Source organism: Stenotrophomonas maltophilia, assembly GCF_002799155.1.
GTDB classification, from domain to species: Bacteria; Pseudomonadota; Gammaproteobacteria; order Xanthomonadales; family Xanthomonadaceae; genus Stenotrophomonas; species Stenotrophomonas maltophilia_R.
Map to the genome: position 1 here is coordinate 2,666,253 of NZ_NERD01000002.1, position 20,047 is coordinate 2,686,299.

The following is a 20,047-nucleotide window of genomic DNA, read 5'->3' on the forward strand; positions in this document are numbered from 1 at the left end:
CGCCACGCATGAGCCTGATCCCGCCCCTGACCGAACGCCTCGACCGCCTGCTGCCGCAGACCCAATGCGGGCAATGCGGCTACGACGGCTGCCGCCCATATGCGCAGGCCATGGCACGCGGCGAGGCCGGCGTGGACCACTGCCCGCCGGGCGGCGATGCCGGTGCGCGCGCATTGGCGCAGGTGCTGGGCGTGCCGGCCGTTCCCTACGACCGCTCGCGTGGCGAACACAAGGCACCGCAGGTCGCGTTGATCGTGGAAGCCGACTGCATCGGCTGCACCAAGTGCATCCAGGCCTGCCCGGTGGACGCCATCGTCGGCGGTGCCAAGTACATGCACACGGTCATTGCCGACCTGTGCACCGGCTGCGAGCTGTGCATTCCACCGTGCCCGGTGGACTGCATCGAGCTGGTGCGCCTGTAACAGGGGGTCAGATCCCTTTTCCTTCGGAAAAGGGATCTGACCCCGTTCAATGATTACGGCACCGCTGCCGTCACCACGATCTCGACCTTCCACTCGGCGTGGGCCAGCTTGGCTTCGAACGTTGCGCGGGCCGGAGTCGCGCCCTCGACCACCCATTCGTCCCATGCCTTGTTCATGCCGTCGAAGTCGGCGATGTCGGCCAGGAACACTTCCGCGCGCAGCACGTGCTGGCGATCACTGGCGACCAGCGCCAGCAGCTTGTCGATCTCCGCCAGCACCTGCCGGGTCTGCCCGGTGATGTCCTGGCTGGTGTCTTCCGGAATCTGGCCGGAGAGGTAGGCGACCTTGTTGTACACGGTCATTTCGGACATGCGCGGTCCGACGTCGTAACGCTCCATCATGGGCGTGGCTCCTGCGGTTGATCAGGCCTGCATTGTCCTCCAAACCGGTCAACGGTGGGTGCAGGGGGACGCTTCGCGCAACGTCACTACCGGGCTCCGACACGCCGGCTGGTCAAATGACGGCGACAGGCGCACGATGCGCCACGCCCCGCGTTGACATCGCACTCGCCCCTCCTGACGCACCCTTGCGCCGATGACTCCAGCCACCACGCCCGCCACCGCTTCCTCCACCCCGGCATGGAAGCGGCTGCTCACCATCGTCGTTCCCCTGCTGATCCTCTCGCTGGCCCTGCATGGCCTGGCCAGTGAATTCGATGAGCACGGCTACCGAGCCATCCGCCAGGCGTTCCGCCAGCTCAGTGGCGCCCAGATCGCGCTCACCGTCGCACTCGGCCTGGCCAGCTACGCCTGCCTGATCGGCTTCGATGCCATCGGCCTGCGCCGCAGCGGCATCCGCGTGCATCCGGCGCGCATCGGCATCACCGCCTTCCTTGCGCATACGCTGGGCCAGACCGTGGGCTTTGCGGCATTGACCGGTGGCGCGGTGCGCCTGCGCGGCTACCGCAGCGCCGGTCTGGACCTGGCGCAGATCGGCCAGGTGGTGCTGATGAGCACGCTCGGATTCGTGTTCGGTGCGTGGCTGCTGATCAGCGTGGCGCTGTGCATGGAACCGGCGGCGGCGGCATTGGCATTGCCGTTGAATCCCGATGCCGTGCGCATCGTCGGCGTCGTCGCCCTGCTCGCCTACCTCGCCACCGTGCTGCTGGTCGGCCGCGAGGGACGGCAGTTCAGCGTGTTCGGCCATGCATTGTGGCTGCCCGACCGCCGCACCATGATCGGCGTCACCGTGCTCAGCGTGATCGAGCTGGTGCTGGCCAGTGCCGCCTTCTACGTGCTGCTGCCGGACTCCACGCCGACCGGCCTGCCCGGCTTCGTCGGCCTGTACCTGGTGGCGGTGCTGGCCGGCCTGGTCTCGACCGTGCCGGCCGGCCTGGGCGTGTTCGAATGGAGCCTGCTGAAGCTGTTGCCACAGGTGGCACCTGCGGCGGTGCTGGCGGCAGCACTGATCTACCGCGTCACCTACTACGTACTGCCGCTCGTGCTGGCCACTCTGCTCGCCCTCGCGCCCACCCTGCGGCAACCGCTGCAGGCCAGTGCCGGAGCGACCCGTGCCGGCTGGAACGCACTTCGCCCGTGGCTGCCGCAGATCATCGCGCTGGCGGTGTTCAGCATCGGCGCGGCGCTGGTCATCGATGGCACGCTGCCGACGCCACGCCGTCACCTGGTGAATGCCTCGCTGCCGATCCTGGAAACCTCGCACCTGATCGGCAGCCTCAGTGGCGTTGCGCTGCTGCTGATCGGCCAGGGCCTGGCACGGCGCAGCCACGCAGCGTGGATGCTGGCAATGGCAGTGTGCGTGGTCACCCCGCTGCCGCTGTGGCTGCGTGGCGGCCAACTGTTGATCGCGGTGTCCGCACTGCTGGTGGCAACGGCGCTGTGGGCCGCCCGGCGCGAGTTCTACCGCCAGGGCGCGCTGCTGGATGAGGCCTGGTCATGGCCGTGGCTGCGCAACCTTGGCCTGGTGCTGGTAGCGGTGACCTGGTTGCTGTTCTTCACCTACAGCCATGTCGAATACCAGAACGAGCTGTGGTGGCAGTTCGCGCTGTCCGGCAACGCGCCACGCGCGCTGCGTGCGTTGCTGGTGGTGGCGATCGCGCTGGTGATGTTCGGCCTGGCGCGGCTGCTGCACAGTACGCGCAGCCCGCTGCCAGCCGCTGACGAGGCCACGCTGCAATCGCTGGCGCCGGTACTGGCCGGTGCCACCGATACCCAGGCCTGCCTGGTACTGACCGCTGACAAGGCGGTGCTGCGTGATGATGCGAAGCAGGGCTTCGTGATGATGCAACGCTACGGCGGTTCGCTGATCGCGATGGGCGATCCGGTGGGTCCGCCTGACGTGGCGCGCGCGCTGATCTGGCGCTTCCGCGAGGAAGCCGACCGGCTCGGCCTGCGCCCGGTGTTCTACCAGGTCGGCGAGGCCTATTGGCAGACCTATCTCGACCTCGGCCTGGGGCTGGTCAAGCTGGGCGAAGAAGCGATGGTGCCCCTGCACGACTTCGGCCTGGAAGGCCGCGAACGTGCCGACCTGCGCCAGGCCTGGAACCGTGGCAAGCGCAGCGGCCTGTCGTTCCGCGTGGCACAGGTGGAAGAAATCCCCAGCCTGCTGCCACGCCTGCACGCGATCTCCAACGCCTGGCTGGAAGACAAGGCCGGCGACGAAAAGGGCTTCTCGCTCGGCAGCTACGACCCGGATTACCTGGCGCGCTTCCCGGTAGCGCTGGTCGAAGCCGAAGGCCAGATCGTGGCATTCGCCAACCTGTGGCAGGCGCCGGCCGGAGCCGAGCTGTCGGTGGACCTGATGCGCCACGTCAACGAGGCGCCGAAGGGCACGATGGACTTCCTCTTCATCGAACTGTTCCTGTGGGGCCGCGCGCAGGGCTATGCCCGCTTCTCGCTGGGCATGGCGCCATTGTCCGGGCTGGCACAGCATCGCCTGGCCGGCCGCTGGAACCGCCTGGCCGGCCTGTTGGCGAGGCATGGCGAACGCTTCTACGGGTTCAGTGGCCTGCGCCGTTTCAAGTCGAAGTTCGATCCGCAGTGGCGGCCGCGTTACCTGGCCGCACCCGGTGGCATGCACCTGCCAGCGGCGCTGCTCGATGCCACGCGCCTGATCTCGCTGGATCCACGGCGGAATTGACGCCGCGGTCCGCCGGGCCCAGCTCGACGCTACCGCGGCGCGTTCCGGTGGGTGCGAACCGTGGGTTCGCACGCGCTCCGGTTTACGCCCCGCCCTTGAGGATCACTTCGGCCAAGCGGTCGTAGTCACCACCGAAATGGTGATCGCCCGGCAGCTTCACCTTCCTCACGCCGTCATTGGCCGGCAGGTCCGGGCACAGTGCGTCCTCATCCTTGTCGCCGTACACGCACAGCGTTTTCTCCGCCGGCAGCCTGGCCACTTCCGGCGCGATCGGCACGCCGTCGCCGCCACCGCCCAGCCAGTTGCTGACATGGAATTCGAAGTCGGCCTTCCTGCCCACCGACAGCAGCACGATGCGCTCCAGCGCCTCGCGGGTACCGGCGTCGAGCTGGTTGATGGTGGCCGGCAGCACGTCGGCGCCCTGCGAGAAACCGATCAGCATCACTTTGTCGCGGTGCCACTGCCGGCGATAGTGGTCGATGATCTTCTGCAGGTCAGCGGCGAACCCCTTCGGCGTGCGCTCGCTCCAGAAGTAGCGCAGCGAATCGATGCCGACTACCGCCACGCCATGCTCGTTGAGTGAAGACGCCACGTTCTTGTCCAGGCCGGCCCAGCCACCGTCACCGGAGACGAACACAGCCAGCGTATCGCCGCTGCCAGTCGCCGGCATTTCCACCACCGGCAGGCCCTTCAGTGCAGCGGGTGGCGGTGCCAGGCTGACGCCGGCCTGTGCGCCCATCACCCGTGCCGCAGCCACCAGGCCTGGTGACGCATCACCGCGCGCAGTGCGCTTGAACTCGCGTGCCATCGCGACCTGCTGCACGAACTGGCCGGCCTCGCCCGCCTTGCAGCCGTGATCACCGGCCGCACTCAACCACGGGACGTTCAGTTCGGCGGGGTGCAGCGCGTTGCGCTTCACGCCATCGCCGCAGACCATGCGTTCGTGGTTGTGGTCCGGGCAGAAGCCGGTGGTGAGCAGGCCGGCGAATACCTGGGTATCGGCCTGCGCAGCCAGCGAATAGGCCACTTCGGCACCTTCACCATCACCGCCGACCAGCGGCAGGTGGTAGCCCGGCAGGTGCAGGAAGGCCTGCAGCCAGCGCGAGAAGTTCTCGACGTCGCCGGAGCCGAACGAACAGGCCAGGCCGCCTTCACGCTTGAGCACCCCGCGCAGGCGCGCGATGTCCACGGCTGCGACCATCGCGCCATCGGCACGCAGGGCCTCGATCGGCAGACGGCTGGTATCGCCGCCTGCGGAAGGTTCATGGAACCAGATCACCACCCGCTGCGGCGTGCCGGCCGGCATATGCACCGGAATCAGTTCGAACCGCCCGTGGCTGAACTGCTGCGCGGGTGCTGTCGCGGTGGCTGCCGCGGTTGCCGGCAGTGCGGCCAGTGCCAGCACCACACCCATTGCCCTGCCCAGCCCTGCACGCTTCATATCGCAGCCCCGATGGAATGCGCACACGATACGCTGCCTGCACGTGCACGGCACGTACCAGCGCAGGCCATTGGGCTTTCAGCAGGCCGCGGCGCGACGACTGCGCCGATACAGCGCCAGCGCCAGATACAGCAGCCAACCTACGATCACCACGATCACCGCTTTCTGTCCCAGCCCGCGTGGCGGCCCGCCACGCCACAGCACGTGCAGCCACAGCATCACGAAGGCCAGCCAGGCCCAGCCCCAGAGCAGGCCGGCGGCAGACTGCCAACCCGGTTCGCGGCGCAGGTACCAGGCCTGCAGCAGCATGCCGACGCTGGCGCACAGGAACGCGGTGTTGGCCGCCAGCCCATGGATGAACGGTGCCAGCAGCGGGGTTGCGTCGGGCAGCCAGCTGTCACCGATGGCGACCGTGGCCAGGCCCAGCGCCGAGACCGTGAACAGCAGCGGCGCCGCCGCGCTGCGCCGCGGGCCGATGCTGCCGCGATAAAGGGCGATGCCGAGCAGGGCGATCGCCAGTGCCAGCAGGCAGTAGGCCGCGCGCAACGTCAGTCCCCACGGCCCGTGCAGGTAGAGGCTGAGCGTGGCCCGCACCCAGTCCAGATCGGTGCGTGCGAACTGCGTCCACAGCGCGGTGGCCAGGAACAGAACAAGGGCTGCCAGCGCCAGCAGCGCCGCCGGACGCGCGCGGCTCATGCGGACGCCTCCGGGTGCCGCGCCTGCCACTCGGCCAACGCCTTGCGATAACGCTGCAGCTCATCGGCATACAGATCCAGCACGCACAATGGGCAACCGCTGCCACAGCATTCGTTGGGACCGGGCTCTTCCGGTGGCAGCGGGCGGGGATCGGGATCAGGGACGGACACGATTGGAAGCGACGATCGTTGGAAACGGGCCTAGTGTACCGGGCTGGCTCAGCGGCCCAGCTGGCGGCGCAGGTTGTCACGGGCGGCGGCGTCGAGGCGCTGGTGGAAGAACTCGCTGAGGAAGATCCGCGGTGCGCGCAGCAGGCCCTGCAGGAATCGGCGGCGACCGGCTCGGTACAGGAAGCCCGGCACCACGCCCTTGTATTCTTCGGCCACGCCACGGTCATAGGCAGCAAACACCGGCTCCGGTGCGGCCAGGATCGCCATGTCGCAGTCCAGGAACAGCGCCGCCTCGGCATCCACATCCTCCGGTCCCAGCGCGCCATGGCGGGCGGTCAGCAGGATCAACTGTTCGACGCGTGCGGCATCCACCGTGGCCAGCTCCGGCGCCTGCGCGATCGCCTGCAGGGCCAGCTGCGCCGAACGCGCCTCGTTGTCCTTTCGCCCCGCCACGTAGATCGCGTCGTGGTAGAGCACCGCCAGGTAGACTTCGGCCGGCTGCTGCCAGCCGGGGCCGTCGGCAACCTCCTGGCAGTGCTGCAGCACCGCGCGCACGTGGCCGAAGTGGTGGTAGGCCCGTGGCGGCGTTGCATAGCTGTCCTGCAGCGCCTGCCACTGCTCTGGAGCGAGCGTCAGCGGGGAAAAGTCCATGCCCGGATCATCCCGCCTGCGCCGTTGGCGGGCAAGATGTCGCTTTTTTCACCACCCCCTCACAACGCCCTTCGCACTAAGCCGCATCGCGGTTGTCCACAGCTTTTTCGAGCGCTGGTCCACACCGGTTGTGGATGAACGCGTGGACCGACCAACGGTCGCTGCAGCGGTGCGCGCACAGGTCTACACTCGCCTCAGGCGGGAGCGCCCGCCGTTGCCGGGAGCCGTCATGTACTGTCCTGCCGCCCGATTCGCTCTGCTCGCACTGGTCGCGTGGGCGGCACCGTCCGCGATCGCGCAGGATCGCGCCGGAACGGCCGCCCCCCTGGTCGTTGCCAACACCGCCATTCCGGCGATGCCGACGCCGCAGCAGGTGTCCGCAATTCCACCGGCGATGCTCGACATGCTGCGCACGCAGGTGATCAATCGCAGCTACTCGCGCGAGCAGCGCCTGCAGGCGCTGGTGGAGATGATCTTCGACCGCCACGGCCTGGACCTGCAGTACGACGCCGACGCGACCCTCACCGTCAGCGAAATCTGGCAGCAGCGGCGCGCCAACTGCCTGGCCTTCACCCTGATGTTCGTCGCCCTGGCACGCGAAGCCGGCATCCAGGCGCGCGTGCAGGAAGTCGGCCAGGTGGTGTCGTGGTACCAGGACCAGGACCAGGGCCTGGTCTACAGCGTCGGCCACGTCAATGCCGGGGTCGGCTTCGCCGGCCGCTTCGCCACCGTCGACCTGGATCGCAACGTGCTGTACGACCGCCGCGGGCCGCTGCCGATCAGCCAGGCACGGGCATTGGCACACTTCTACAACAACCGCGGCGCCGAACGCATGGCCAGCGGCGATCTGCTGGGCGCACGTACCTTCTTCAATGCCGCGCTGGCACAGGACAACAGCTTCGCCGCCACCTGGAACAACCTGGGCGTGCTGGAAAACCGTACGGGCGATACCGCCGCCGCGCGCCGGGCACTGGAAACGGCGCTGCGACTGGACGGCCGCCAGGACGCTGCACTGACCAACGCCAGCGCGTTGTACCGAAAGCTGGGCATGGTCGTGCAGGCGCAGGCGCTGGAGCAGCGGCTGCAGTCGGTGCAGCGCGAGGATCCGTTCGCGCAGTACATGCTCGGCGCCGAGGCCGAACGCGCCGGCCAACTGGATCAGGCAATCCGCCATTACCGGCAGGCCGTGCGCCTGTACGACACCGCCCACCAGTTTCACTTCGGGCTGGCGCGGGCCTATTTCCTGGCCGGCCAGCTCAAGCGCGCCGATCGTGAACTGCTGCGCGCGCAGGAACTGGGCGGTGCCCCGCAGCAGGCGCGCTACCAGGCCAAGCTGGACAGCCTGGCCCGCTGGCGCGCACAGCAACAGGCCAGGCGCTGAAGGCCGGTCAGGCCTTCTTGAGGAAACAGGTCTTCAGGACCAGGCCCTTGATCTTGTCCGAGTTGCCTTCGATGTGCTCGGCATCGTCCTCGACCAGGCGGATGTTGCGGATCACGGTGCCCTGCTTGAGCGGGATCGAGGAACCCTTCACCTTCAGGTCCTTGATCACGGTGACGGTGTCACCGGCCTGCAGGGTGTTGCCGTTGCTGTCACGCACGACCAGGGTCGAACCGGCACCTTCCTCGGCGGTCCATTCGAAACCGCAGTCGGCGCAGATCCACAGCGCGCCATCGGCATAGGTGTTTTCCAGGGTGCACTGCGGGCAGGCGGGGGCAGAAGACATCAGCAAGTACCTCAAAGTGAATCAACAGCCGCCATTGTAACCGCCGGCTCCCCTGGCCTTTTCCGGGCAGCGCCCGGCTGCCTGCTTGACCCGATCCGGCCTCCTGGATCCGGAACAGGTGGCCGCAGGAACTTGCAGTCGGCGGCGAACTGCAGCAGAGTGCGCGGCCCCTGATCGCCCCCGGACCTCCCCATGCGCCTCGGCATCGACTTCGGTACCAGCAACTCCGCCGCCGCCATCGTGCATGAGGGGAAACTGCTGCCGATCCGCTTCGGCGACGCCGAGCAGTTCCGCACCAGCGTGTATTTCCCCGGCGTGGTGCCCGACCCGGACGACTTCCAGCTCGACGACGGCCAGGAACACCAGCTGCAGCAGATGATCGACAGCGCCGCGCGCGCGGCGCGTGCCGCCGGCCAGGAGCGCACGCCGCAGGCCCTGCGCCGCGAAGCCCTGCGCGCACTGCGCCGGGAATGGATGGAAGCCCGCGCCGGCAAGGAACGCAGCGCCAGCGACCTGCTGCAGAACGCGGTCTACGGTGACGAAGCGCTGGAAGCCTATTTCGAAGAACACGAAGGCAACCTGGTGCAGAGCCCGAAGTCGATGCTCGGCTACAACCTGCACCCGCGCGCGAAGCAGACCATCACCGGCATCGCCGCGCACATTCTCGAACACATCCGCCTGACCGCCAGCGCCCAGCTCGGCCAGCCGCTGCGCGCCGCCCTGCTCGGGCGCCCGGTGCAGTTCCGCAGTTCGATCGGCGCCGCCGGCAACGACCAGGCGCTGGACATCCTGCGCGAAGCGGCCACCCAGGCCGGCTTCGACCAGATCGATTTCCTCGAGGAGCCAGCCGCGGCGGCCATGCATTACCACGCCGAAAGCCGCGAGCGGCACCAGGCGGTGATCGTCGACATCGGCGGTGGCACCACCGACATCGCCCATGCCGAGGTCGGCGGCGACGACGCCCCGCGCATCCACCGCGCCTGGGGTATCGCCCGTGGCGGTACCGATATCGATCTGGCGCTGAGCCTGTCCAGCTACATGCCGCTGTTCGGCCGCGGCCTCACCCGCGTGCCCGCCCACCACTACGTGGAAGCCGCCACCGTGCAGGACATGACCCGCCAGCGCGATTTCCGCCAGCACACGTACGACCACGTCGACGCTCCATGGGGCCCGCGCCTGCAGGCCCTGCAGGACACCGGCAATACCGCGCGCCTGTACCGCGACGTCGAGCGTGCCAAGATCGCCCTCAGCGCCGTCAGCGAACACCGCAGCACGCTGGACTACATTGCCCGCGACCTGCATGCCGACAGCAGCGCCGATGGACTGGCCGCCGCCGCCCATGGCTACCTGGAGCAGATCCGCGAGCTGCTGGCCCAGGTCCGCAGCGACATCGGCGGCGACCCGGATGCCGTGTTCCTGACCGGCGGCATGTCCCGCGCCGGCTACCTGCGCCAAGCGGTGGCGGCCGCGTTCCCGGGCGCCCGCATGGTCCACGGCGAACCCTCGCTGGGCGTGGTCCAGGGCCTGGCACTGGCGGCAGCCAGCCAGGATTAACAAAACGTTACGCGGTCTAAGTTACTCTTGGTCGGCTAGAACTTCGCTGCACCTTCCATCGGCCACGCCGGTGTGTGTCCACGGTGCAGCCAGGCCCGCCCTGCGGGCCTGGCGGCCATGCCTTTCTGGCTCGTTCATGGTCCGCGTCCCACCTGAGCCGCCATCGAGACCCGCTTTGGGCACCCGCCAGGCCCCTGAGGCCTTACAACCTGACGCAGCACCTGCACCCATCGACTGCCGCCGTTGTGACGCGGTCTGTTGCCGGTTGCCCGTGCTGCTGCAGCCCGGCGACCACGTGCCCGGCCAGTTCCTGTCACGCGACACCCACGGCCGTGCCGTGATGGCGCGCAACGAGGAAGGCTGGTGCGCGGCGATCGATCCCTATCACCTGCGCTGCACGATCTATTCGCAGCGCCCGGCGATCTGCCGCCAGTTTTCGATGGGCGGCGATGACTGCCGCCGCGAGCGGCAGGACTACCTGCGCCAGGCCGACGCCTGGGCGCTTTCCTCCCCTTCCACCTGACAGGAGCAACCATGCCCCGCAAGGCAAAGACCCCCGCGAAGGCCAGCAACAGCATCCGCAGCGAACGCAAGGGCGCGGCCGCCAGCACCGTGGTCAGCAGCGATTCGATCGCTTCGGACCTGGCAGCGTTCCGCAAGGCCGGTGGCAAGATCGAAGTCCTCGGCACCACCTGGGCGCTGAAGAAAGCCAGCTGACCCAGCTCCGACCGCGGCGGCGCTGCCGCCGCGGCCTGCCGGATCGCGCTCAGCGATCCAGACTTACCCGGACACTGCCCGAATGCGACTGGATGCGGATGTCACCGTCGCCACTGCCGAGCCGTGTATCGAGATGGCTCCCGGGGCCGTAGCGCGGCCGCTCCACCTGGCCGGCATCGCTGTTGATCGACCCGCTGAAGCTGTTCACCGACAGCTGCGCCGACACCGAGCGTGGCAGGCGCAGGTTGACCGACGCACTCACCGATTCGACGTTGATACGCCCCCCCGGCGCCAGCCCGGCCGCCGACAGGTCGATGCTGCCCGACACGGTTTCCACTGCCAGCCGCTGCACCCGCCCGGCATCCACCTCGACCCGGCCGGATACCGTCTGTGCACCAATATCACCGGACACGCCGCCACCGGCGTCGATGCGGCCGCTGACCGTGTTCACATCCAGCTTCGGGGTCTGCAGGCGCGCGCTGACACCGCCACTGACCGTATTGAGCTTGCTGTCGCCGCTGCGACCGGAAGCGCTCAGGCTGCCGCTGACGGTGTCGGCCTGCAGGCGGCGCACATCGATGCCGCTGATGTCCTGGCTGGCACTGACCGTGCTCAGCAGCAGTTCCACCGAGCGCGGCAAGTTCAGCACCAGCGTCGCGCCGCCGTTGTTGTTGCGACGCGGATATTCGATCTCCCAGCGCACGCGGTTGGCACTCTTCTCCTGGCGCAGCTGCAGGCCGTCGCTGAGCGTACCGGTGAGCTGCACGTCATTGCGGTCCCAGCCACGCACGGTCACTTTGCCGGCGACGTTGCTCAGTTCGATGCGGCCACCAGTGGCCAGGTTGTGGCGCTCGTCGATCCGGGTCTCAGCCAGGGCTACCGCGGGCAGCAACAACAGCGCAGCGCAGCAGGTCATCAGGGTTCGTGTCATCGGGGGGCTCCTCAGGTCGTCAGGCCGGACTCGGCGGCATAGGCCGCCTGCCGGGTCAATTCCAGCCGCAGCGCATAGGTGCGCTTGAGCTGGCCAAGCAGGTGCGGCGCACGTGGATCCTGCGCCAGTGCGGCCTGGATCTGTGCCGCGCTTTGATCGAGTTCGTGCAGCGCCGGCTGCCATTCCGGCGCCCGGCCCGCAGGCAACGAGGCCACTGCCTGCCGGTACTGCTCGGTCATCGCTGCGGCCTGCAGCTGCAGGGTAGACGGCACCGGCGCGTCCGGCTGCGCATGGCGCCATGGCGCCACCGCGTAGACCGCCAGGCTGGCCGCCAACGCCGTACCCACCGGCAACCACCAGCGCCGACGCGAACGAGCGGGCAGCGCCACCACGTTGTCGGCCAGCACAGGCCCCGCCTGCGGTTCACGCGGCGGCAGCTGCGCCGACAACCGCGCCCAGCCATCGGCGGGCACGCTGCGTTCGGGCGGCAGCGCGCGAAGTCGGGCCACCAGATCGGGGTCGGAATCGTGTTCGTGTGTACTCATGTCATGTCTCCCAGCCGTGCACGCAACAAACCGCGCGCACGATGCAACTGTGCCTTGGAACTGCCGATTGCCATCTGCAGCTGCTCGGCGATTTCCTGGTGTTTCCAGCCTTCGATGTCATGCAGCACCAGTACCGCGCGCGCCCTCGGCGGCAGCGTCGACAGCGCCCGTTCGAGGTCGCGTTCGGTCCCGGCACAGCGGTCGTGCACCGCCAGTTCCTGCAGTCCTCCGTCCACATCATCAAGACTGTCGTGGTCCTGCCCGGCTGCGCGCCCACGCAGTTCCATCAGCGCAGCGTTGACACCCAGCCGGTGCAACCAGGTCGACAGGCTGCTTTCGAAGCGGAACCCCGGCAGCGCCTTCCATGCCTGCAGGAAGGCTTCCTGCAAGGCATCTTCGGCACGCGCCTGCTGGCCGCCACACAAGCGCCACAGCACGGCGAACACGCGCGGCGCATGGCGCCGGTACAACAGTTCGTAGGCCGCGGTATCGCCGGCGACCGCCGCCCGCACCAGGGCGGGTTCGTCGACGGGGTCGTTGGCGGCAGGCGGCGCGGGCATGGTGGTGTCGAGCATATCGCTTGGATGCGGCGACCCGGGAAAAGGTTTAGAGCCCATCCATGGTCGATGCCATGCAACCTTTTTGATGACTGCTGCATCCATGGAGGGTCCTTCGCGAAATTGCCGTCCAGGAGTCCTGCCATGTCCAGCCCATCCTGCGCCGCCCTGCTGGTGATCACTGCCTGCGTCCTGTTGCAGGCGCTGGGCCTGTCACTGCAGCTGCGTCCCGGCAATGGCCGCGCCTGCCTGCAGCAGCATCGCCAGGAGGTGGTGTGCCTGGCCTGGACCCCGGCGGTCGAATCCCCCGCACGCGCCGGGTAACATCGGGGGCCGTTTCCCCCCTCCGTAGTCGCCCCATGATGTTGTCGCTGAAGGATCACCTGCCCGCCTGGTCCCACCCGTGGTTGAACTACGCCGGCGTCGCCCTGCAGATCGTACTGGTGTTGCTGGTCGCGTGGCTCCTGCGCGTGCTCGCCCGTCGCCTGATCCGCCGCTTCGCCGAGCACTACACGCTGCCGCCCGAAATGGTGATGGGCGCGCGCCGGATCACCAGTTTCGTGGTCTATTTCAGTGCACTGCTGTACATCCTCAGCCTGCTTGGCGCGAAGCCCTCGGTGCTGTGGACCGCCTTCACCGGTTTCGCTGCCGTGGGCGCGGTCGCCTTCTTCGCGGCGTGGAGCGTGCTGTCCAACATCTTCTGCACGCTGCTGATCTTCACCACGCGTCCGTTCCGCCTGCACGACTACATCGAGGTGCTGGAGAACGGCGAGAAGCCGGGCCTGAAGGGCCGGGTGATCGACGTGAACCTGATCTACACCACGCTGCAGGAAACCGGCGACGGCCACGAAGGCACGGTGCTGCAGCTGCCGAACAACCTGTTCTTCCAGCGCACGGTGCGCCGCTGGCGCGACCCGGCGCAGGCCCCCGGCGGCATCCAGGGCGATGGCTGAGGGGGGGTTCGGCAGGGCTGCGCCCTGCCGAACAACCTTTACCTCAACTGGCTGTCCTTGCTGCCGCGCCGGTTGTAACCGGCATGCGCCTGTTCTTCATCGTCATGCGCCTGCTGGCACGCCACGCACAGCCGCACCCCGGGCACGGCTCGGCGCCGCGCCAACGGGATCGGCGCGTCGCATTCCTCACAGTGTTCCAGACCGGGGCCCTGGCGCAGCTGGCGCCGCGCGCGGGCGATCGCATCATCGACGGTGGCGTCAATCTGGTCCTGGACCGCGCCGTCTCCCGCCCAACCGGTGGCCATGGCCATCCTCCGCACGTGTGTCGCCTGATATGGGGACGATACACCCCGGCAAAAAGACAGGCCTTCATGTGGAGCCGAGCCATGCTCGGCGGCTCTTCAGGATGACGAACAGAGCGTGGGCGGATCCGATCAGGCCGATTGCGGCTTAATCCCCTCCGTCCCCTTTTTGCTTACCAGACCAGGTCGTCCGGCACCTGGAACTGCGCGTAATAGGCGTCGTCCTCGGCGTTGCCGGTGGAGATCTCGGCGGTCGAGCCCGGCTGGCCGTGGTCGACGATGATCGCCTCCGGGGCGCGCTCACGCACCTTCTCGGCGGCAGCACGCGGCAGCAGGGCATAGCCCTCGCCATGGGCAACGATGACCAGCACGCCCACCGACAGCGCCTTGCGCAGCTTGGGGTCGATCAGCAACGTGCGGATCGCCGCGCCGTCGCTGAAGCGGTACTCGTCGTCACCCTTGTGGGGTACGGCATGGGCCGTGATGATCTGCCTGGCCTGGGCCTTCTGTTCAGCCTGCCTGGCCTGGGCGTTGCGTTCGGCGGCCAGCGCACGGTCGCGCTCGACCTTCTCGGCGCGGGCGCGTTCAGCCTCGCGCTGGACCTCGGCCGACGTCGATTCGGCCTTGCCCTGGCGGGCCTTGGCCTGCTCGCGCGCGGCGGCGCTGGCCTGCGACTTCTTGGCCAGGCCGGCCTTGAGCAATTGTTCCTGCAGCGCGTTGGGCTTTGCCATGGTCGGTGCGTACCGCGTGTAATCTTGGATGTCCCCATTCTACCGACGCCCCGCCGCCCCTGCATGGCAGTCCTGAAGTACCTCACCGGCTATCCCGAACCCCTGGTCGCACAGGTCAGCGAACTGCTGGCGCAGGGCAAGCTTGGCCCCTGGCTGCAACAGCGCTACCCCGACCCGCATGAGGTGCGCAGCGACCGCCAGCTGTACGACTACACCCAGGACCTGAAGGACCGCTACCTGCGCAAGTCGGTGCCACTCAACAAGGTCTGCTACGACAACACGCTGGAAGTGATCAAGCACGCGCTGGGCACCCATACCGCCATCTCCCGCGTGCACGGCGGCCGCCTCAAGGCCAGCCGCGAGATCCGCATCGCCACCGTGTTCCGCCAGGCGCCAGCGGCATTCCTGCGCATGATCGTCGTGCATGAGCTGGCCCACCTGAAGGAAGCCGACCACAACAAGGCCTTCTACCAGCTGTGCCAGCACATGGAGCCTGATTACCTGCAGCTGGAGTTCGATACCCGCCTGTACCTGACCGAGCTGGCCAACCGCAGCCAGCGCTGACCGGCCGCAGCAGCTACACTGCGCGCCCCCTGCCCGACCTGCCCATCATGGAACCGATCCGTCTCGACAAACGCCTGTCCGCCCTGCTCGGCATCCCGCGCGGCGAAGCGCGACGCTACATCGAAGGCGGCTGGGTCACGGTCAACGGCGACGTGGTGGAACAGCCGCAGCGCCCGGTCGATGACAGCGCAGTGATCGTGGTGGCCGAACAGGCCAGCGATGAAAAGGCCGAACGGGTCAGCATGCTGCTGCACAAGCCGGCCGGTGTCGCCGCCGAAACCCTGTGCGCGCTGGTCAGCAGTGACAGCCGCAGCGAACTTGATGCCAGCGACATCCGTCCGCTGCAGCGTCACTTCCACGGCCTGCAGTTGGCCGCCTCGCTTCCGGCCAGCGACAGCGGGCTGGTGGTGGTCAGCCAGGACCCGGCCACGCTGGCCCACCTGCAGCGCAACCTGGGCCGCACCGAGCAGGAATACCTGATCGAAGTGGCCGAAGGCGGCCCCGAGCGCGGCCCGTGGCTGCTGGCGCGGCTGCAGCAGGAATCCGGCGGCGCCAAGGTCAGCTGGCAGAGCGAGCAGCGCCTGCGCTTCGCCGGCAAGGGCCTGACGGCCAAGGGCCTGCGTGTGGCGGTCAGCGCCGCCGGCCTGCAGGTCACTGCCGCGCGCCGCCTGCGTATCGGGCGCGTGGCGCTGGGGCCGCTGCCGCCGGCGCAGTGGCGTTATCTGGGCAGCGACGAGCGGTTCTGAGGTATGCGGGTCAGAGCCCTTGCCTGTGGCAAGGGATCCGACCCATCGGTGACGCCCTCTCGGGGTCGGATCCCTTGCCGCAGGCAAGGGCTCTGACCCCCTATCGATCCTGCAGGCATTCCTTCACCCATGGCGTGGATCTACCATCGGGGCATGAGCCTGCCCAAACCCTTGTGGCGACGCCTGATGCGCATCGCTGCGATCGTCATCGCCGCGCTGTTGCTGCTGGTCCTGTCCGGCCTGCTGCTGGCCGACCACCTCACGCCGCAGGCGCACGGCACCCCCTCGCACGTGCTGCCGCTGCAGCCGGCGCAGACCCGCATCGACCAGCAGATCGTGCCGTTGCAGGCGGCCCATCCCGGCCAGTCCGGCGTGGCCTTCCTCAGCGATGGCCTGGATGCCTTCGCCGCGCGCGCGCTGATCACCAGCCAGGCCGGCCGCAGCCTGGACCTGCAGTACTACATCTGGCACGACGACCTGATCGGCCACCTGATGGCCAAGGCGCTGCATGACGCCGCCGAGCGCGGGGTGCGCGTGCGGATCCTGCTCGACGACATGAATGCCAAGGACAAGGACGCGCTGATGATGGCCCTGGACCGGCACCCGAACATTGAAATCCGCCTTTACAACCCGTTCCGCAACCGGACCGGCATCCTGCGCATGGTGGAGATGGTGCAGCGCTTCTTCAGCGTGAACCATCGCATGCACAACAAGAGCTGGATTGCCGACGGCCGCGTCGCGATCGTCGGTGGCCGCAACATCGGCGAGGAATACTTCAGCGCACGCACCGATGTGAACTTCCAGGATCTGGACCTGCTGGTGGCCGGCCCTGCCGTGGAACAGGCCAATCGGATCTTCGACGACTACTGGAACAGTGAAGCAGCCATTCCAGTATCGGCGCTAGCCTTCCATACCGATGCACAGCTGCGCCTGCTGGTCCGCGAATCGGACCATGAAGCGCAGCGGGACGTGGCGCGGCCCTACCTTGCGCGCGTGGCCGAATCGCGCCAACGGCAGCGTCCAAGCCCCGAGCCATTGCACTGGAGTGGTGCGGTGCGCATTGTCTCGGACCCGCCGATGAAGCACCGCGACGATGATCGCGGGGCCTGGCTGGTGTCGACGCTGATCAGCGAGCTGCAGGCCGCCCGGCACAAGTCCCTGCTGATCTCGCCCTACTTCGTACCCGGCAACGAGGGCCTGGATGGCTTTTCGGCCATGGCCGGGCGGGGCGTGCAGGTCGGCGTGATCACCAACTCACTGGCCGCCAACGACGTCGCCGCCGTGCACGGTGGCTACATGGGCTACCGCGTGCCGTTGCTCGACGCCGGCGTCCACCTGTACGAACTGAAGGCGCAGGGGCAGTCCGGCGACGCCGGGGTCTTCGGCAGCAGCGGCGCGAGCCTGCATACCAAGGCGTTCCTGGTCGACGACCGCCGCGGTTTCGTCGGTTCATTCAACCTGGACCCGCGCTCAGCCTATCTGAACACTGAAATGGGCGTGCTGTTCGACGATCCGGTGCTGGGCGCACAGCTGCGGGACGAGTACCTGCGCCTGGCTGACCCCAGGCACAGCTGGTGGCTGGCGGTGGACGACCGCCGCCGGTTGCGCTGGCTGGAGCGAGAACCGCCACCGCACTGGGTGGAGGCCGAGCCGGGCGCCACGGCGCGCAAGCGCTGGTTGTCGCGGGCGATCAGCTGGCTGCCGGTGGAATCGCAGCTGTAGCGTTCAGGCGGGCGGCCCGACATCGTCCTGCGCCGCCTCATCCAGCGTTTCCACGCTGCGCCCATGCAGGCGCCGCCAGATCCAGCGCAGGGCATGCGGCGGTGCCGATGGCAGCTGTTCCAGCAGGGCCAGCATGCGGCTCTGGCTGGCATGCCCATGGCGGCACAACAGGCTGGCCGCTGCGGCGGCGCTGGCCAGGCGCAGGCTGTCGGCCAACGGTCCTTCTGCATCCACCGCCAAGGCCTGGTGAACCGGCTCAGGCAGCTCCCATGCGGCGGCCACCCGCTGCGCCAGCGGCAACGACCACTGCTGCAGCATCTGCAGGGCCAACGCCGGCTCCACGGCCTCGCCACGGGCCTGCGCCTCCTGCAGCAGCTGGCGCATCACCAGTGCTGCACCCAGCCCCTGCACCAGGCCCAGCCACTGCGCGGCGAAGGCATCGCCGAAAGTGACCGTGCGCGCGTGGTCGGCCGCTGCACGCGATGCCAGCAGCGCGTGCTCCCAGATGATCGCGCTGAACTGCGGGAACACCTCGCATTGCACCTGCATCACCGGCTGCACCAGTACCGCACTGATGATCTGCCGCACGCCCTCGGTGCCGACCAGGGTCACCGCCCGCTGCAGGCTTTCGACCGGGCGCTCGTGGACCTTGTAGGCCGGGCTGTTGGCGATGCGCAGCAGGTTGCCGGTCAGCACCGGGTCCTGGCCGATGATCGCGGCCATCACCCGGGCCGAGGCGGCATCGTCGTTGACGGTCTGGATAAGCTGCGGCAGCAGCTGCGGCCGGCGGGGCAGCTGCCTGGCCGCCCAGTCGCGGTCCTGCAGCGCGCGCGCTACCGCTTCGCCCAGGCCGGGGTCCTGCACAGGTGCCGGTTCGCCTGCCAGCCGCGGGTACAGGGCCAGCGCATGCAGACCGCGTTGCAGGTGAGCGGCGATCTCCGCCGGCGGCAGCGCCTCGCCCTGCAGGCTCGCCGCAGCGGCAGCCACCGCCTGGCGGGACGCGGCAACCAGCCGCGCCGGTGCCGCCCCGGTCGAACGCGCCAGCCAGCCGCGCAGCGATCGCCACCAGGCCGGTGTCATCGCCGCCCGCCCTGTCGTTGTAATGCCCTTGCCATCACTGACCGACCTGCCTCTTCACGCCCATCCGGCCACCCGCCGTCGTCGCAGCATCGGCCGCACTTTCATCTTCTTTAACCGGACGGCCACCAACGTCGACGGCAGCGGCCGGGGGAATGGACTAGAATGGCGCCGCGCGACCCGTCCCCCTGCCATGACGACGTCGCTTTTTTTGTTTTTGGGACCCTACCGTTCACTGGCCGTTCGCTGCAGTTCGCCGCTGTTCGCGCCATCGGAGACGCCATGCTATTCGAAACCCTCGCCACCACCGGCCACGAACAAGTGGTGTTCTGCCACAACCACGATGCCGGCCTGAAGGCGATCATCGCCATCCACAACACCACCCTGGGCCCGGCCCTGGGTGGCGTGCGCATGCGCCCCTACGCCAGCACCGACGAGGCACTGGCCGACGTGCTGCGGCTGAGCCGGACGATGACCTACAAGAATGCGCTGGCCGGCCTCAACGTCGGTGGCGGCAAGGCAGTGATCATCGGTGATCCGAAGGTGGACAAGACCGAGGTGCTGTTCCGCGCCTTCGGCCGTTATGTCGACTCGCTGGGTGGGCGCTACATCACCGCCGAAGACGTCGGCACCGACGTCAATGACATGGAAAACATCTACCTGGAGAGCCAGTTCGTGACCGGCGTGCACCAGGTCCATGGCGGCTCCGGCGACCCGGCCCCGTTCACCGCCTACGGCGCGCTGCAGGCGCTGATGGCGGCGATGCGCTTCAAGTTCGGCCATGAGGAAGTGGGCAAGACCAGCATCGCGGTGCAGGGCCTGGGCCACATTGGCATGGAGCTGGTCAAGCTGCTGCGCGACCGTGGTGCCAAGCTGTATGTCACCGACCTGGACAGCGCGCTGGTTGATCGCGCGGTCAGCGATTTCGGCGCCGAAGCGGTCAAGCCGGACGAGATCCACGAAGTGAACGCCGACGTGTTCGCACCGTGCGCGCTGGAAGGCGCGATCAACGCCGACACCCTGCCGCGGATCAAGGCGAAGATCATCTGCGGTACCGCCAACAACCAGCTGTCGAGCCTGGAAATCGGCGATGAGCTGCACGCCCGCGGCATCCTGTATGCGCCGGACTATGCAGTCAACGCCGGTGGCGTGATGAACGTGTCGCTGGAGATCGACGGTTACAACCGCGAACGCGCGATGCGCCTGATCCGCAGCATCTATCACAACCTCACCCGCATCTTCGAACTGTCGCAGCGCGAGAACATCGCGCCGCAGCGGGCGGCCGACCGCATCGCCGAAAGCCGCATCCTGTCGATCGGCAAGCTGAAGATGCCGCTGGGCCGCAGCACCCCGCGCCTGGGCAACCTGCGCGGCGGTTGAACCTG

General features: G+C 68.2%; 24 protein-coding genes. 12 read left to right on the forward strand and 12 right to left on the reverse strand.

Annotation, left to right across the window (positions count from 1 at the left end; translation table 11 throughout):
- Window positions 1-8: 8 nt before the first annotated feature.
- Window positions 9-422: an Rnf electron transport complex subunit RnfB gene (rnfB, locus tag B9Y82_RS13005; RefSeq protein ID WP_100473537.1), complete on the forward strand. Its 414-nt coding sequence runs from the start codon at window positions 9-11 to the stop codon at window positions 420-422.
- Window positions 423-475: 53 nt separating this feature from the next.
- Here rnfB and B9Y82_RS13010 read toward each other — a convergent pair whose 3' ends face one another.
- Complete coding sequence (locus tag B9Y82_RS13010) at window positions 476-823, reverse strand: RidA family protein (protein ID WP_005418155.1); 348 nt, start codon at window positions 821-823, stop codon at window positions 476-478.
- Window positions 824-1,016: 193 nt separating this feature from the next.
- Here B9Y82_RS13010 and mprF point away from each other — a divergent pair, with 193 nt between their 5' ends.
- Window positions 1,017-3,581, forward strand: a complete 2,565-nt coding sequence (gene mprF, locus B9Y82_RS13015) for a bifunctional lysylphosphatidylglycerol flippase/synthetase MprF (protein ID WP_100473538.1) — start codon at window positions 1,017-1,019, stop codon at window positions 3,579-3,581.
- An 82-nt stretch (window positions 3,582-3,663) separates the two neighbouring features.
- Here the strand turns inward: mprF and B9Y82_RS13020 are convergent, their stop codons facing one another.
- From B9Y82_RS13020 to B9Y82_RS13035, 4 genes are all read right to left on the reverse strand, one after another.
- Window positions 3,664-5,022 carry a virulence factor family protein gene (locus B9Y82_RS13020; protein ID WP_275539627.1) on the reverse strand — a complete coding sequence of 453 codons (1,359 nt, stop codon included), beginning with the start codon at window positions 5,020-5,022 and terminating at the stop codon, window positions 3,664-3,666.
- Between the two features lie 78 nt (window positions 5,023-5,100).
- The gene (locus B9Y82_RS13025) at window positions 5,101-5,718 is read right to left on the reverse strand and encodes a DUF998 domain-containing protein (RefSeq protein WP_100473540.1); all 618 of its coding nucleotides are present in this window, start codon (window positions 5,716-5,718) and stop codon (window positions 5,101-5,103) included.
- Window positions 5,715-5,888 carry an oxidoreductase-like domain-containing protein gene (locus B9Y82_RS13030; protein WP_032958663.1) on the reverse strand — a complete coding sequence of 58 codons (174 nt, stop codon included), beginning with the start codon at window positions 5,886-5,888 and terminating at the stop codon, window positions 5,715-5,717. The genes B9Y82_RS13025 and B9Y82_RS13030 overlap by 4 nt, the downstream gene beginning before the upstream one ends.
- A 48-nt stretch (window positions 5,889-5,936) precedes the next feature.
- Window positions 5,937-6,539 (reverse strand): HD domain-containing protein, encoded by a 603-nt coding sequence (locus tag B9Y82_RS13035; protein ID WP_100473541.1) that lies wholly within the window; start codon window positions 6,537-6,539, stop codon window positions 5,937-5,939.
- Between the two features lie 229 nt (window positions 6,540-6,768).
- On the opposite strand from B9Y82_RS13035, the gene B9Y82_RS13040 reads away from it, so the two are divergent.
- The gene (locus B9Y82_RS13040; protein WP_100473542.1) at window positions 6,769-7,920 is read left to right on the forward strand and encodes a transglutaminase domain-containing protein; all 1,152 of its coding nucleotides are present in this window, start codon (window positions 6,769-6,771) and stop codon (window positions 7,918-7,920) included.
- A gap of 7 nt (window positions 7,921-7,927) precedes the next feature.
- Here the strand turns inward: B9Y82_RS13040 and B9Y82_RS13045 are convergent, their stop codons facing one another.
- Complete coding sequence (locus tag B9Y82_RS13045) at window positions 7,928-8,263, reverse strand: zinc ribbon domain-containing protein YjdM (protein ID WP_014038055.1); 336 nt, start codon at window positions 8,261-8,263, stop codon at window positions 7,928-7,930.
- A gap of 192 nt (window positions 8,264-8,455) precedes the next feature.
- Here B9Y82_RS13045 and B9Y82_RS13050 point away from each other — a divergent pair, with 192 nt between their 5' ends.
- The 3 genes from B9Y82_RS13050 to B9Y82_RS13060 all read left to right on the forward strand — a co-directional run bounded on the left by B9Y82_RS13050 (window position 8,456) and on the right by B9Y82_RS13060 (window position 10,534).
- On the forward strand, window positions 8,456-9,817 hold the full coding sequence (locus tag B9Y82_RS13050) for an Hsp70 family protein (RefSeq protein ID WP_100473543.1): 1,362 nt from the start codon (window positions 8,456-8,458) through the stop codon (window positions 9,815-9,817).
- A gap of 229 nt (window positions 9,818-10,046) precedes the next feature.
- Window positions 10,047-10,340 (forward strand): YkgJ family cysteine cluster protein, encoded by a 294-nt coding sequence (locus B9Y82_RS13055; protein ID WP_053462562.1) that lies wholly within the window; start codon window positions 10,047-10,049, stop codon window positions 10,338-10,340.
- 11 nt (window positions 10,341-10,351) lie between these two features.
- Window positions 10,352-10,534: a hypothetical protein gene (locus B9Y82_RS13060; protein ID WP_005410566.1), complete on the forward strand. Its 183-nt coding sequence runs from the start codon at window positions 10,352-10,354 to the stop codon at window positions 10,532-10,534.
- Between the two features lie 49 nt (window positions 10,535-10,583).
- Here B9Y82_RS13060 and B9Y82_RS13065 read toward each other — a convergent pair whose 3' ends face one another.
- From B9Y82_RS13065 to B9Y82_RS13075, 3 genes are read right to left on the reverse strand one after another with little or no spacing between them, the layout of a single operon-like run.
- Window positions 10,584-11,465 carry a DUF4097 family beta strand repeat-containing protein gene (locus B9Y82_RS13065; RefSeq protein WP_100473544.1) on the reverse strand — a complete coding sequence of 294 codons (882 nt, stop codon included), beginning with the start codon at window positions 11,463-11,465 and terminating at the stop codon, window positions 10,584-10,586.
- A gap of 11 nt (window positions 11,466-11,476) precedes the next feature.
- Window positions 11,477-12,010 carry a hypothetical protein gene (locus B9Y82_RS13070; protein WP_100473545.1) on the reverse strand — a complete coding sequence of 178 codons (534 nt, stop codon included), beginning with the start codon at window positions 12,008-12,010 and terminating at the stop codon, window positions 11,477-11,479.
- Window positions 12,007-12,585, reverse strand: coding sequence for an RNA polymerase sigma factor (locus B9Y82_RS13075; protein WP_100473546.1), 579 nt, complete (start codon window positions 12,583-12,585; stop codon window positions 12,007-12,009). Before B9Y82_RS13075 ends, B9Y82_RS13070 begins: the two co-directional genes overlap by 4 nt.
- A gap of 126 nt (window positions 12,586-12,711) precedes the next feature.
- On the opposite strand from B9Y82_RS13075, the gene B9Y82_RS13080 reads away from it, so the two are divergent.
- Window positions 12,712-12,891 (forward strand): hypothetical protein, encoded by a 180-nt coding sequence (locus B9Y82_RS13080; protein ID WP_100473547.1) that lies wholly within the window; start codon window positions 12,712-12,714, stop codon window positions 12,889-12,891.
- A gap of 35 nt (window positions 12,892-12,926) precedes the next feature.
- A complete protein-coding gene (locus tag B9Y82_RS13085) occupies window positions 12,927-13,520 on the forward strand; it encodes a mechanosensitive ion channel family protein (protein ID WP_005418176.1) in 594 nt (197 codons plus the stop codon).
- Window positions 13,521-13,558: 38 nt separating this feature from the next.
- On the opposite strand, the gene B9Y82_RS13090 is transcribed toward B9Y82_RS13085, so the two are convergent.
- A complete protein-coding gene (locus B9Y82_RS13090) occupies window positions 13,559-13,825 on the reverse strand; it encodes a DksA/TraR family C4-type zinc finger protein (RefSeq protein ID WP_012480956.1) in 267 nt (88 codons plus the stop codon).
- A gap of 170 nt (window positions 13,826-13,995) precedes the next feature.
- Window positions 13,996-14,553: a DUF2058 domain-containing protein gene (locus B9Y82_RS13095; RefSeq protein ID WP_014647975.1), complete on the reverse strand. Its 558-nt coding sequence runs from the start codon at window positions 14,551-14,553 to the stop codon at window positions 13,996-13,998.
- A gap of 63 nt (window positions 14,554-14,616) precedes the next feature.
- Between B9Y82_RS13095 and B9Y82_RS13100 the strand changes: the two genes are divergently transcribed.
- The 3 genes from B9Y82_RS13100 (at window position 14,617) to B9Y82_RS13110 (ending at window position 17,585) form a co-directional block, all read left to right on the forward strand.
- The gene (locus tag B9Y82_RS13100; protein WP_100473548.1) at window positions 14,617-15,117 is read left to right on the forward strand and encodes a M48 metallopeptidase family protein; all 501 of its coding nucleotides are present in this window, start codon (window positions 14,617-14,619) and stop codon (window positions 15,115-15,117) included.
- Window positions 15,118-15,164: 47 nt separating this feature from the next.
- Window positions 15,165-15,863 carry an RNA pseudouridine synthase gene (locus B9Y82_RS13105; protein ID WP_100473549.1) on the forward strand — a complete coding sequence of 233 codons (699 nt, stop codon included), beginning with the start codon at window positions 15,165-15,167 and terminating at the stop codon, window positions 15,861-15,863.
- 129 nt (window positions 15,864-15,992) lie between these two features.
- A complete protein-coding gene (locus B9Y82_RS13110) occupies window positions 15,993-17,585 on the forward strand; it encodes a phospholipase D family protein (protein WP_100473550.1) in 1,593 nt (530 codons plus the stop codon).
- Window positions 17,586-17,588: 3 nt separating this feature from the next.
- On the opposite strand, the gene B9Y82_RS13115 is transcribed toward B9Y82_RS13110, so the two are convergent.
- Window positions 17,589-18,665 carry an HDOD domain-containing protein gene (locus tag B9Y82_RS13115; RefSeq protein ID WP_100473551.1) on the reverse strand — a complete coding sequence of 359 codons (1,077 nt, stop codon included), beginning with the start codon at window positions 18,663-18,665 and terminating at the stop codon, window positions 17,589-17,591.
- A gap of 279 nt (window positions 18,666-18,944) precedes the next feature.
- On the opposite strand from B9Y82_RS13115, the gene B9Y82_RS13120 reads away from it, so the two are divergent.
- Complete coding sequence (locus tag B9Y82_RS13120) at window positions 18,945-20,042, forward strand: Glu/Leu/Phe/Val dehydrogenase dimerization domain-containing protein (protein WP_008264553.1); 1,098 nt, start codon at window positions 18,945-18,947, stop codon at window positions 20,040-20,042.
- Window positions 20,043-20,047: the final 5 nt, after the last annotated feature.

Coding starts and splice junctions, on each gene's coding strand:
- rnfB (WP_100473537.1), top strand. CDS start 9: ATGAGCCTGATCCCGCCCCTGACCGAACGCCTCGACCGCCTGCTGCCG.
- B9Y82_RS13010 (WP_005418155.1), bottom strand. CDS start 823: ATGATGGAGCGTTACGACGTCGGACCGCGCATGTCCGAAATGACCGTG.
- mprF (WP_100473538.1), top strand. CDS start 1,017: ATGACTCCAGCCACCACGCCCGCCACCGCTTCCTCCACCCCGGCATGG.
- B9Y82_RS13020 (WP_275539627.1), bottom strand. CDS start 5,022: ATGAAGCGTGCAGGGCTGGGCAGGGCAATGGGTGTGGTGCTGGCACTG.
- B9Y82_RS13025 (WP_100473540.1), bottom strand. CDS start 5,718: ATGAGCCGCGCGCGTCCGGCGGCGCTGCTGGCGCTGGCAGCCCTTGTT.
- B9Y82_RS13035 (WP_100473541.1), bottom strand. CDS start 6,539: ATGGACTTTTCCCCGCTGACGCTCGCTCCAGAGCAGTGGCAGGCGCTG.
- B9Y82_RS13040 (WP_100473542.1), top strand. CDS start 6,769: ATGTACTGTCCTGCCGCCCGATTCGCTCTGCTCGCACTGGTCGCGTGG.
- B9Y82_RS13045 (WP_014038055.1), bottom strand. CDS start 8,263: ATGTCTTCTGCCCCCGCCTGCCCGCAGTGCACCCTGGAAAACACCTAT.
- B9Y82_RS13050 (WP_100473543.1), top strand. CDS start 8,456: ATGCGCCTCGGCATCGACTTCGGTACCAGCAACTCCGCCGCCGCCATC.
- B9Y82_RS13060 (WP_005410566.1), top strand. CDS start 10,352: ATGCCCCGCAAGGCAAAGACCCCCGCGAAGGCCAGCAACAGCATCCGC.
- B9Y82_RS13065 (WP_100473544.1), bottom strand. CDS start 11,465: ATGACACGAACCCTGATGACCTGCTGCGCTGCGCTGTTGTTGCTGCCC.
- B9Y82_RS13070 (WP_100473545.1), bottom strand. CDS start 12,010: ATGAGTACACACGAACACGATTCCGACCCCGATCTGGTGGCCCGACTT.
- B9Y82_RS13075 (WP_100473546.1), bottom strand. CDS start 12,585: ATGCTCGACACCACCATGCCCGCGCCGCCTGCCGCCAACGACCCCGTC.
- B9Y82_RS13080 (WP_100473547.1), top strand. CDS start 12,712: ATGTCCAGCCCATCCTGCGCCGCCCTGCTGGTGATCACTGCCTGCGTC.
- B9Y82_RS13085 (WP_005418176.1), top strand. CDS start 12,927: ATGATGTTGTCGCTGAAGGATCACCTGCCCGCCTGGTCCCACCCGTGG.
- B9Y82_RS13090 (WP_012480956.1), bottom strand. CDS start 13,825: ATGGCCACCGGTTGGGCGGGAGACGGCGCGGTCCAGGACCAGATTGAC.
- B9Y82_RS13095 (WP_014647975.1), bottom strand. CDS start 14,553: ATGGCAAAGCCCAACGCGCTGCAGGAACAATTGCTCAAGGCCGGCCTG.
- B9Y82_RS13100 (WP_100473548.1), top strand. CDS start 14,617: ATGGCAGTCCTGAAGTACCTCACCGGCTATCCCGAACCCCTGGTCGCA.
- B9Y82_RS13105 (WP_100473549.1), top strand. CDS start 15,165: ATGGAACCGATCCGTCTCGACAAACGCCTGTCCGCCCTGCTCGGCATC.
- B9Y82_RS13110 (WP_100473550.1), top strand. CDS start 15,993: ATGGCGTGGATCTACCATCGGGGCATGAGCCTGCCCAAACCCTTGTGG.
- B9Y82_RS13115 (WP_100473551.1), bottom strand. CDS start 18,665: ATGACACCGGCCTGGTGGCGATCGCTGCGCGGCTGGCTGGCGCGTTCG.
- B9Y82_RS13120 (WP_008264553.1), top strand. CDS start 18,945: ATGCTATTCGAAACCCTCGCCACCACCGGCCACGAACAAGTGGTGTTC.